We start from the raw sequence: 11,993 nt of genomic DNA, 5'->3' as shown, positions 1-11,993 counted from the left end.
ATGAAAACAATCGCCAGATTTTTACCCGGTGATGCCATCATTCGTCTGCAATGCGTCATTATAGTGGTCGTCGCTTTAGTCTTCTCGGCCCTGCTCGGCAGCCGTTTTTTCAGCGTCGCTAACTTCCAGTCGATCGGCTCGCAACTGCCAATCCTCGGCATGCTGGCCCTCGGGATGGGCATGACTATGCTGACCGGTGGCATTAACCTGTCGATTATTGCCGGGGCAAATGCCTGCTCGCTGGTGATGGCGGCGATAATTGTCACCCATCCGGATAACCCGCTGTTTCTGGTGCTGGCGCTACTGGCAGGCGCAGCCGTGGCGGTGGCTATCGGCACGCTCAACGGCGCTTTAATTGCCTGGGTCGGCGTCTCGCCTATTCTCGCCACGCTCGGCACGATGACGCTTATCTCCGGGCTGAATATTCTGCTTTCCAACGGGACGGTGATTTCCGGCTTCCCGACCGCCATTCAATACCTTGGTAACGCCACAATTGCCGGTATTCCGGTGGCGCTACTGCTCTTTTTCCTGGTGGCAATCCTGCTGTGGGTACTGCTGGAGCACACCACGCTTGGACGCAGCCTGTATCTCGTCGGTTCCAATGAACAGGCAACCCGCTACAGCGGCGTGAATACCGTACGGGTGCAAATTTCCGTGTACGTGATTTCCGCCCTGCTCGGCTGGGTCGCCGCCATTCTGATGATGGCAAAATTCAACTCGGCAAAAGCCGGATACGGGGAATCCTACCTGCTGGTCACCATCCTCGCTTCCGTGCTCGGCGGAATCAATCCGGATGGCGGCTTCGGGCGCATTGTCGGCCTGGTGCTGGCGCTGATTGTGCTGCAAATGCTGGAAAGCGGCCTTAACTTGCTGGGGGTCAGCAGCTATCTGACGATGGCGCTGTGGGGCGCGGTGCTGATCCTCTTTATCGCATTACAGAATCGTAAAGCCTGATTTCAGGAGAATAAATTATGGCAAGTTACTTTATTGGTGTGGATGTCGGAACCGGAAGCGCCCGTGCTGGCGTGTTTGATCTCAACGGCAGAATGGTCGGTCAGGCCAGTCGGGCCATCGAGATTTACCGTCCGCAGGCCGATTTTGTTGAGCAGTCTTCCGATAACATCTGGCAGGCGGTGTGTAACGCGGTTCGCGATGCGATTAACCAGTCAGATATCAACCCAATCCAGGTGAAAGGTCTGGGCTTTGACGCGACCTGTTCACTGGTGGTGCTGGATAAAGAAGGCAAGCCGCTGACCATCAGTCCGTCCGGGCGCAGCGAACAGAACATCATAGTGTGGATGGATCACCGCGCCATTACCCAGGCCGAACGCATCAACGCCATGCATCATCGCGTGCTGGACTACGTTGGCGGTATTATCTCCCCAGAAATGCAAACGCCCAAGCTGCTGTGGCTGAAGCAGCATATGCCCAATACCTGGGCTAATGCGGGCTACTATTTTGACCTGCCCGATTTCCTGACCTGGCGCGCAACGGGCGATGACACGCGTTCACTGTGCTCGACGGTGTGTAAATGGACCTATATGGGCCATGAAGACAAATGGGATGCCAGCTATTTCCGCCAGATTGGTCTGGAAGATCTGCTGGAGCACGATGCGGCCAAAATTGGTCGCTACGTGAGAACCATGGGCGAACCGCTCGGTCACGGGCTGTCAGCACGCGCCGCCAGCGAAATGGGGCTGATTCCGGGGACCGCAGTCAGCGTTTCGATCATCGATGCCCACGCCGGTACGCTCGGCACGCTCGGGGCAAGCGGCGTTTCCGGCGAGGTGGCGGATTTTGACCGTCGTGTCGCGCTGATTGGCGGCACTTCCACCGGACACATGGCGATTTCCAAAGAGCCGCGTTTTATCGGCGGCGTCTGGGGTCCTTACTACTCAGCGGTGCTGCCGGAATACTGGCTCAACGAAGGCGGGCAGTCGGCTACCGGGGCGTTAATCGACCACGTTATACAGTCGCATCCTTGCTACGAAACTTTGCTGGCGCAAGCTAAGTCTCAGGGACAGACCATTTATGAAGTACTGAATGTGCTGCTGCGTAAAATGGCCGGTGAGCCGGAAGATATCGCATTTTTAACCCGCGACATGCACATCCTGCCCTATTTCCACGGCAACCGTTCACCGCGCGCCAACCCAACGCTCACGGGAGCAATCACCGGACTGAAGCTGTCGCGTACGCCGGAGGATATGGCCCTACAGTATCTTGCGACCATCCAGGCTATTGCGCTCGGAACCCGTCATATCATTGAAACGATGAATCAAAGCGGCTACACCATCGATACGATTATGGCCAGCGGCGGCGGGACGAAAAACCCGATCTTCGTTCAGGAACATGCCAACGCCACCGGCTGCGCGATGTTACTGCCTGAAGAGAGTGAAGCCATGCTGCTGGGTGGAGCCATGATGGGAACTATCGCCGCGGGCGTATTCGATACCTTCCCGGAAGCGATGTCAGCGATGAGCCGGATTGGTAAAACGGTTACCCCGCAGACTAATCGCATTAAGCAGTACTACGATCGCAAATATCGGGTATTCCACGAGATGTATCAGGATCATATGAAATACCGCCAGTTGATGCAGGAGGACGCATGAGTAACTCCTGGTCCCAGGCCACTGGCGTATTTCAGCTCTATAGCGATGCCCTGGCGGGTCTGGGGCAGCATCTGACTGAACCAGTCTGGCAGTCGCTGATGGCGGAGCTGCGCGGTTGCCGGGGCAAAATCGTCGTCACTGGCGTCGGTACCTCCGGCATTGCGGCGCGTAAAGTCGCGCATATGCTTGCGTGCGTGGAACGTCCCGCGATTTACCTCAACGCGACGGACGCGGCGCATGGCGATCTCGGTTTTTTACGCACCGACGACCTGGTCATTATGCTGTCGCGCGGGGGGAATTCAGACGAACTCACCCGGCTGCTGCCCGGGCTGGCAGCGAGAAATGTGCCAATCCTGAGCGTGACTGAAAACGCCGATTCAGCCATTGCCAACGCGTCGAGGCTGGTGATTTCCACCGGCGTCCAGCGTGAGGCCGACCCGCTGAACATGTTAGCCACCACCTCAATTTTACTGGTGCTGGCTATCTTTGACGCCGCCTGCGCCTGCCTGATGAGCGAAAGCGGTTACTCAAAGGAGACGCTGCTGGCGGTGCATCCCGGCGGCGATGTGGGATTAACGCTTAGCCGTGGGCAGGCGTGATGGAGAACATGTAATTCCGGCTCAGGGTTCCGTTCACCTCAGCGCTCTGACTTTCAGCTATATCCTTTTTGCTGTTCAAACATGTTCAAATAAAAATACAGATGGTCCGGCGTGGCTGGTCCGGCTGAAAATTGCCGACGTGTTTCCGTAAGGCCGGGAGAGCCAGCATGGATGCTGGCTCAGGGCGAGCTTTACAGGGACGTTACATCGCGCCCGGCCCGGTAGCCTGGAGGAATAAGCGGAGGGCACCGCGGAGCGGCAATTTTCCCGCCGGGAGCCGGGATTGTTAAGGGTGCGGCGATAGCACCCTTAACACGTTCACTGGCGTTCAGTGTACAGAAAAGCGATGAACATGAGGTGAACGGAACCTTTCTCTAAAAAAGCATATTCATTATGCTCCGCCAACCTATGTTGATGCTGAAGCGTTAACATAACGTCATTGCGCAAAATGCCGGTTTTTTTATATCTAAACAAAAGATAAAACAGTGAAAAAGCGGATTAACGCGCTGCGTTCCACTACCGCTATCTGTTCCGCACGTTAAAAATTCTGTGACGCTCTCCAGCATTCCTGGTGGAAAGCATTCCATTCTCAAAATCTATGAGCAAACTTTAGCTATTCTTATCAAACATACTCACGGGAGGCCCTACAGATGATGTCAACGCTTGCTCCACCATCTGTACTTTCCGTTCCCCAGCGCCGTTGCCAGGTGCTGCTGACCCTTTTCCTGCCGGGACAAATCGCGACTGCGCAAACCTTCAGCAGCCTCAACGGCGTGGATGATGCCACTGTTCAGGAAGATATTATTGGCGCAGGGCTTGAAATCCAGCGCTATCATCGACTCGCCATTACCACCGCGCTCAATGGCGGCTATGCGATCGAAGGGACCCCGCTAAATCAGCGTCTGTGTCTGTTGCAGTGGCTGCGCCGCGGCCTGCGGATCTGCCCAACTTTTATCGCTCAGCATTTCACGCCCACTTTAAAAATGGCGCTAAAACAACAAGGTATCGCACGTACGCTGTATGACGACACCAATCTGCATGCGCTCATTAATCTGTGTTCCCGCCGCTTGCAGAAGCCGTTTGAGTGCCGTGACATCCAGTTCCTGCGCCTGTATTTACAATATTGCCTGCTGCAGCATAATGCGGGGAACACGCCGGAGTTTAATCCGCTCCAGCAGCGCTGGGCGCAATCCTGCGCGGAGTACGCTCTGGCTGAGGAGATTGCCCGTCACTGGCAACGTCACGTCATGCAGAGTGCGCCGCTGGGCGAATCGCTGTTTATGGCTTTGTTGTTCTCAATGATCCGCATCCCCGATCCGATTCGCGATAATCACCAGCAGGATCGCCGCCTGCGCCTTGCTATTGCACGGCTGGTGCTGCGTTTTCGCGAATACGGCAATGTGCGCTTCAGCGATGAGCAAGGGCTGAACGATCAGCTGTATATTCATCTTGCTCAGGCACTTAACCGCAGCATGTTTGCTATCGGCATTGATAACACGTTGCCGGAGGAGTTCAGCCGACTTTATCCCCGGTTAGTTCGAACTACCCGCGAGGCGATACACGGCTTCGAAGCGGAATACGATGTCCAGTTTTCAGAAGAAGAGATCGGCCTGGTCGCCGTTATTTTCGGCGCCTGGCTGATGCAGGAAAAGGATTTGCACGAAAAGCAGATTATCCTGCTGACCGGTAGTAACGAACAACTTGAAGCGCATATAGAGCAACAGCTGCGCGAACTGACGCTGCTGCCGCTCAACGTAAAACATATGCCGATGCAGGACTTTCAAAAAGAGGGTTCGCCGCGCGGTGTAACGCTGATTATTACGCCGTACACCACGCCGCTGCCGCTGTTTTCACCCCCATTGATTCATGCGGATCTGGCGCTTACGCCGCATCAGCAGCAGCAGATCCGCAAAATCCTCGAGTCATAACGTCGCAGGCTGCGCCACTACTTTCGGGCGCAGAACGATTGCCGGGAGCGCCACCAGCGCCATCACCCAGAACACGCCGCTGCCCAGATTCTGGTACAAATAACCCGCGAATACGGTCATGATGGCGATACTGCCGCCCATCGCCACCGCGGAATACACCGCCTGCAAACGAATCACTTCGCTCCCCTGGCGTGCCGCGATATAGCGCATTGCCGCCAGGTGGCAGACAGTAAAGGTTCCACAATGGAGGATTTGCACCACGATAAGCCACGGCAGATCGGTGCTCCAGCCCATCAATCCCCAACGCGCCACGCCGCAAACGGCGGAAAGCAGCAGCAGATCGCGAGCGCTGAAGCGGCGGAACAGCTTGTGGCTGAGCGCGAAAATAATCACTTCCGCCACCACGCCTAATGACCATAAATAGCCCACCGCCGAAGCGGAGTATCCGGCAGACTGCCAGTAGATGGCGCTAAAACCGTAATAAGCGGCATGCGCGCCTTGCAACAAACTCACGCAGGCAAGAAAACGCCAGCTTTGGGTTATCAGCGCGCGCCAGGCAGGCCATCCAGCGCTCTCCTGCTGACGGTTTTCACCCGCTGGCTGCACGCTCGGGCGAATCATCATGCCCAGCAGCATCGAGGCGGCGCCAAGCGATAGCAGGACCAGGATCACCCGATAGTCGAACAGGCTCACCAGTTTGCCGGTCAGCGCGGAGCCGATCACAAAGGCCACGGATCCCCATAGTCGCACCCGACCGTAGTCCATGGTTATCTGTTTTTGCCAGGTGTTGGCCAGCGCGTCAGTCAGCGGTACCAGCGGTGAGAAAAACAGGTTGAAGCCGACCATCACCACCATCAGCCATGCCACGTTGGTTCCCGCCCAGAAGGCCAGCGCAAACACCAGCGTCAACAGAGCCAGAATACGTAAAGCTGAGATCAGCCGGGAGGGATCGCTCACGCGCGGCGCAATCAGCAAACTACCGAGAAAACGGGCAATCAGCCCCGCTCCGAGCAGTAAACCGATGGTTTCCGGCGTCAGCCCCAACCCTTCGAGCCAGACGCTCCAGAAAGGCAGAAAGATACCGTAGCTAAAGAAGTAGGTGAAATAACCGAGCGCCAGCCAGCGCGTGGAATGCAAAGCCATGAATCCCTCCCGTTTGGAGGCGATAGTCTGGCGACAAACGCAGGCTGGCGCAAGAGAGCATTAACAGGCAGATAACATGATTTTTGCCCTATTCAACGCAAATTTGCATCGCAAAATGGCAGCGTTCTCCCTGCGCTAAAACCTGCAATCCCGGCTGCCCCTGCATGTTGTGGGCATTCACCGGATGCGTTTGCGGCTCCAGGCACAGGAACTCCTCACCCGACATTCTGAACAGCATCAACCACGGAGTTTGCGCTAAAATCGTGACTCTCATCACATCTCGCTGAATAACGGCCCGCCCACTCCAGCCTGAATAGCCGACGTTTAGCCAGCTATCCTCACCGTATTGCGCATGCATGAAATCCGCCGCTGACGGGATATCTCGTTGCCATTCCAGCGGCAGATGCTGTTCACCCTCCGGCCAGTAGCCGCTGCTGGAAAACTGCGCCATGCTGTGCTTATCAAAGGCGAAAAACGGATGGAACCCACAGCCATAAATCATTGGCCGCTCACCGCAGTGGGTGAGCGTCAACGAGGCGTGCAGGCTCGAGGTTTCCAGTTGATAGCAAAGCTGTGCCGTATAGTCATAACCGCAGGGATGCCAACTGCGCAACTGCAGCAGACAACCGCTTTGGGTGACGGTGATAACCTGCCAGCGTTGCAGCCAGCCGTCACCGTGCAGGAAAAAGGTGTCGTCTGCGCCATGTTGAGGTAATACGATCTCTTCACCGCGCAGCATAAAACGATTTCCCGCCACCCGATTCGCGACCGGCAGCATCGGGAACAGGCCACAGTCACCGGGCTGCTGACCATGACCTTCGCGTAAAATTGCCTGTTGATGTTGTAACGAAACCAGACTTAACAGCGAAGCACCCTGCGAGTCTACGCACATCTGCAGATGTGCGTTTTGTAGCGTCAGAAGCCTCTCCATTAGCGGGCGCTTCGTTGTTGGGTTGATGCGCCAACCTTCGTATGCCGCGCCGCCAGCTGTTCTTCCAGCGCTTCCAGCGTCACGCCTTTGGTTTCCGGTACATTACGCAGAACATAGATAAAGCCCATCGCACAAATCACACCGTACAGCAGGAAGCTTCCCGACGCGCCCAGACTCGCATTGAGCAGCGGGAAGGTATAGGTCAGCAGGAAGCAGGCAATCCACAGCGCCAGCGTACCCAACGACATTGCCAGCCCACGGACGCGGTTAGGGAAAATTTCAGACAGCAGCACCCAGGTCACCGGGGCCAGCGTCAGGGCATAAATAGCGATCGCCGCCAGCACCAAAACCAGAACCGGCCAGCCCATAATGCCCAACCCGTACGCCCCGGCAATCAGTATATAGATAACCGTTAATCCTGACGCACCGAACAACATCAGTTTACGACGACCAATTTTGTCCACTAACGGCAGAGCGGCCAGGGTAAAGACCAGGTTGATGATCCCTGTCGCCACGATAGATTTTAACGTACCGTTAATATCAAATCCGGCAGAGGCGAAGATCTCCTGCGCATAGTTGAAAATAACGTTGATCCCACACCACTGCTGGAACACTGCCAGCACCATGCCAATAATCACGATCGGTTTGATCTGCGGATGTAACAGCGTTGACCACGCGACCTTGTGATTATCTTTTTGCAGCGTATGTTCAATCTCTTTCAGCGTTTGCCCGGCATATTGCGCCGAACCAATGCGCTGGAGCATGGCACGCGCACGATCGACTTTGCCCGCTTTCACCAGCCAGCGCGGCGATTCAGGGACAAAAAACATCAGCACCAGGAAAATTACCGCGGGCACTAATTCAGCGCCAAACATCCAGCGCCAGCCCGTCTGACCGTTCCAGCTTTCCACAATCGCCTGCTGCGTAGCGCCTGTGGCGACAGGTTCGGCAATCATCAGGTTGATAAGCTGCGCCGCCAGTACGCCAATGACGATGGTGAGCTGGTTAACGGCAACGAAGCGACCACGTTTTTCAGCCGGGCTAACCTCGGCGATATACAGCGGGCTTAGTGCGGACGCCAGACCGATCCCCACGCCGCCAACGATGCGGTAAACAATAAACATGTCGAAATTACTGGCGACGGCGGTTCCCCAGGCGGAGGCGCTAAAGAGGATCGCCGAGAGAATCAGCGGCATCTTTCGGCCAAACTTATCGGCGCACCAACCTGAAATCAACGCGCCAAAGATACAACCGACCAAAGCCGAACTCATCGCCCAGCCCGATTGCGCCGGATCGGTAATCGAGAAATAAGCTTCATAGAAGGGTTTTGCCCCGCCGATCACCACCCAGTCATAGCCAAACAGTAAACCACCGCAGGCCGCAACCAGGCAGATAGTCCAGACGTAACCAATCTTTAAATGTGTCTGCGCGTTATTCATTATGATTCCTCTTTCAGGGAAACGCAGGGGACAGTAGGTTTCGGGTGAGGTTGGCCCCACCCGTTTCGGGTGTTACTGGAAAAGCCTTACGTTAATGGCGTGACGCAGCAGCAATGCCTTGTCATGCGCCGGATTGCGTTGCAGGAGTGCGTCAAGTTCGCGCTGACAAGCGGCACTATTTCCCAACCCCAGATGCCCGAGCGCATTGATAAACAGGCAGTGTTGCTGGTGTTTTGCTTGTGCTGAGGTATCCAGCACCACCAGATCGGGTAGCGAGACGGCAAAGAAATCGACATCCGGGACGTTGTCGCGATGCGACTCTACCCATTGCAGGAAGCTATTGAACAGCGCGTCCGCCTCTGCGTTATCGCCAAGTTTTCTCTGCGCCATCCCCTGCCAGAAGAGATAGTCCACAGGCTGGTCGTTGTAGTAACGTCCGGCATCCAGTGAGCTACCCCCGCGCGTCGCGCGGGAGAAGTAGCGCTGGGATTCCTCGAAATGCCCCTGCAGTTGCGCGCAATGCCCCAGCAAATACCAGATGTCATTATCCGTTTGTCCGGGTAAACGCCCCTCTCCAAGGTTTTGCGGGTAATGCAACGCTTGTTGCAACTGCGCGATGGCGGTTTGCAGGTCACCAGACTGAACGGCAGCCAGTGCGCGATGCATCTGATTCAGCAAATATTGCCCGGTGGCTTTACCTTCACCGCCTTCCCACGGATGGAACTCGCGCTCACGTAAAACTGCCGCAGCATCGTCGTAGCGCCCCAATCCATTCCACAGACTGAGCAGTTCTACCGTCAGGTCGTCACGATGGAAGACAATCTCTTTGCTGGCTTCCAGCCGCTGCAGACGCTGCTCAGCGGGTTGCGCCATCAGCTTCTTGAGATAGTCGAGTTCAAACAAGAAACGGGCATTGTGAGGCTCCAGCGCCACGGCCTGCGACAGATACTGCATCGCCTGCTGCGCATCGTGCAGCTTGTTCCAGGCATAGATCCCCAGTAAACGGTGCACCGGCGCGAAATCCGCTTCCTGCGCAAGCGTAAACTGCCAGCAGGAAACCGCTTCGGCATAGCGCCGTTTGCTGTACCAGAAACAGCCGAGTAAATAGCGGGCAAAAGCGCTCTTTTCGAGGTTTTGCAGCATCTGCACTTCATCCAGCGTGTTGGGGAAACGTACGCGGTTTTGCAGGCATTCACGGGCACGTTCGATGAACGGTTGTGGATTGTCGCTCAGCGAGGCACGCCACAGCATCGGCAGCGTTTCCTGGCTGTCGAGCAGTTCCAGCACGCCTCGGGCAGCATCTTTTTGCCCCAAAGAGGTCAGCCAGCCTGCCAGTTCACACGCATTGGTACCGCGCCGCCCGGTAATCGAGATCAACGCAAGCGCTGTTGCCTCATCCTGGCAAATGGCCCAGCGCGCATAGTGCAGGGTATAGCTCAGCGGATAATCAACCAGCTGCTGGCGAATGTAGTCCAGAGCTTGCGCATTGCGATCAAGCTTCGCCAGCGCCAGCGCTTTCAGCCCCATTGCCAGGTTGTTACTGCCGTTAAATCGCAGGCTCTGCTCGACCTTTTCCAACGCGCCAGCGTAGTCCTGGCGCTTCATCGCCAGACGCGCTAACGACCAGAAAGCCGCATCCCGACAGTTGCCGCTCCAACTGGCCTTATAATAATTATCCCAGGCGCTGTCATCGTCGCCCTGACGTTCCTGTGCGGCGGCCAGTAGCATGCTCGCCTCGCCATCACGCGGGTTTTTATTGAGCTTATGCGCCCGTTCCAGCGCCTTGCCCGCACAATGCGCCGCCAACGCCCAGTCAGCGCGGTTTAGCGCCAGCGTCCCCAGGGCCACATTATTGCGGTAATCCAGCGGATCAACGTCCAGCGCGCGACGATAATAATCTTCAGCATAGCGGCTGGCATGGTTATATTGCTCAAGATGCTGACCAATAAAATAGAGCTCATCGGTATTGGAAAGCGCTTCTGGCAGCGCTGGCGCGACGGCCGCCGAAGGCAGCGGTAACTCTTGCGCAATGTGCTCTTCATACTGCAAAAGCGTAGCGCCATCAGCGCCAGTGACGGTCATCGTCACCCGGGCATCGCCATTGTCTGACACCTCAGCCAACCAGCTCTGCCCCGGCTCAAGGGTGAGGGTATTTTCATAGAACGGCTGCCCGTGTGCGGCAAGCGTAACCTGAACATCGCGTAACGGCGCAATCGCATAAACGCCCACTGAAAGCTGTCCAGGCTCACGCACCAGACGAAGCGCCAACTGCGTGCTGGCGTTTTGCACCATTCCCAGCTCGCTGTAAGGCAGGAAGTTTTGCACGAAGACTTTCTCTTCGTAAGGCGCAAGCCAGGTGAAGTCCGGTTGGTTATCGGTAAAGACCCCGGTCATCAGTTCGATATACGGACCGTTGTCATCGGTGAGATTACGATCCCAGGCGACGCCAAAGTCGCCATACCCCCAGGTCCACTGTTTTTTCCCCGGCGAAACATGGTGATCGGCCACATGCAGCAACCCACCGCGCTCGCCGTGATGCCAGGCGCCAACAAAATCATAATCTGATTTTTCAGCCATATAGGAGGTCGGCACGGGTACGTTTTTGTAGCGCGAGATATCCACGCCAGCCGAGTAGTCTACTTTGTAGTAGGTGCCGGTGGCGATGGGAAATGCAGAGACATCGCGCTTACCGTGGTCGAATACCGCCGTCACATCCGGTGGGAACACGCTCTGGTGATCGTCGCCGCCCTTCACCGCCGGGTTCGCCCACCATAAGAAGTGGCGCGGGGTAGCGTTACCGTTAAATACCTTCCCGGTTATCTCGATCAACGCGCGATCCGGATACAGCGTGAATCCGGTCATGACCTGTAAACCGCGCATAGGCTCTACCTCGCCCATCCACACGGTGTATTCGCCCTGCTCCCCCTGCTGCTGCGTAAAATCCACCGGCATAAAGGTGGTTGGGCGATGATGTTGCGGCCAGTTAAACTCAATACCGCCGGAGATCCACGGCCCAAGCAGACCAACCAGCGCGGGTTTCACCACTTCGTTGTAGTAGACGAAGTCGCGCTGCTGCACTTTGTCATACGCGCGATGAATGCGTCCGCCTAATTCCGGCAGCAGCATGATGCGAATAAAGTCATTCTCCATCCACACCGCCTGATAGTCGCGCATTTCACGTTTGCCGGTCAGCGTATCAATCACGCCGTAGGGATAAACCGCCCCAGAAGATCCCTGATAAACCCGTTTTTCCAGAAACATTGGGTTGGCATCTTCTTCACCCGCCGTCCACGTTGGGAGGGTGATCGTTTCCTGCCAGACTTTAACTGAACCGTACATGCCGC

8 protein-coding genes are annotated in these 11,993 nt (G+C 56.2%); 4 read left to right on the top strand and 4 right to left on the bottom strand.

What is annotated here, in order from left to right; translation table 11 throughout:
* The 4 genes from OGV80_RS20635 (at nt 1) to csiE (ending at nt 5,136) form a co-directional block, all read left to right on the top strand.
* Nucleotides 1-954 (top strand): ABC transporter permease, encoded by a 954-nt coding sequence (locus OGV80_RS20635; RefSeq protein ID WP_047409495.1) that lies wholly within the window; start codon nt 1-3, stop codon nt 952-954.
* Nucleotides 955-971: 17 nt separating this feature from the next.
* A complete protein-coding gene (locus OGV80_RS20630) occupies nt 972-2,609 on the top strand; it encodes an FGGY-family carbohydrate kinase (protein WP_286515663.1) in 1,638 nt (545 codons plus the stop codon).
* Entirely contained in the window at nt 2,606-3,208 is a 603-nt protein-coding gene (locus tag OGV80_RS20625; RefSeq protein WP_213733272.1) for a KpsF/GutQ family sugar-phosphate isomerase, read from the top strand. Before OGV80_RS20630 ends, OGV80_RS20625 begins: the two co-directional genes overlap by 4 nt.
* Nucleotides 3,209-3,858: 650 nt before the next feature.
* Entirely contained in the window at nt 3,859-5,136 is a 1,278-nt protein-coding gene (csiE, locus tag OGV80_RS20620) for a stationary phase inducible protein CsiE (RefSeq protein ID WP_047409489.1), read from the top strand.
* Here the strand turns inward: csiE and OGV80_RS20615 are convergent.
* From OGV80_RS20615 to OGV80_RS20600, 4 genes are all read right to left on the bottom strand, one after another.
* Nucleotides 5,131-6,279 (bottom strand): 3-phenylpropionate MFS transporter, encoded by a 1,149-nt coding sequence (locus OGV80_RS20615; protein WP_043017203.1) that lies wholly within the window; start codon nt 6,277-6,279, stop codon nt 5,131-5,133. The genes csiE and OGV80_RS20615 overlap by 6 nt on opposite strands.
* An 88-nt stretch (nt 6,280-6,367) precedes the next feature.
* Nucleotides 6,368-7,210 carry an aldose 1-epimerase gene (locus OGV80_RS20610; protein WP_286515661.1) on the bottom strand — a complete coding sequence of 281 codons (843 nt, stop codon included), beginning with the start codon at nt 7,208-7,210 and terminating at the stop codon, nt 6,368-6,370.
* Nucleotides 7,210-8,649, bottom strand: a complete 1,440-nt coding sequence (locus OGV80_RS20605) for a sugar porter family MFS transporter (RefSeq protein WP_075145820.1) — start codon at nt 8,647-8,649, stop codon at nt 7,210-7,212. Before OGV80_RS20605 ends, OGV80_RS20610 begins: the two co-directional genes overlap by 1 nt.
* A 72-nt stretch (nt 8,650-8,721) precedes the next feature.
* Nucleotides 8,722-11,988, bottom strand: a complete 3,267-nt coding sequence (locus tag OGV80_RS20600; RefSeq protein ID WP_286515660.1) for a DUF5107 domain-containing protein — start codon at nt 11,986-11,988, stop codon at nt 8,722-8,724.
* Nucleotides 11,989-11,993: the final 5 nt, after the last annotated feature.

It is taken from the genome of Citrobacter sp. Ce119 (assembly GCF_030334525.1).
In the GTDB taxonomy this organism is placed as follows: Bacteria; Pseudomonadota; Gammaproteobacteria; order Enterobacterales; family Enterobacteriaceae; genus Citrobacter; species Citrobacter europaeus.
This window is presented reverse-complemented; position numbering and strand designations above follow the sequence as displayed.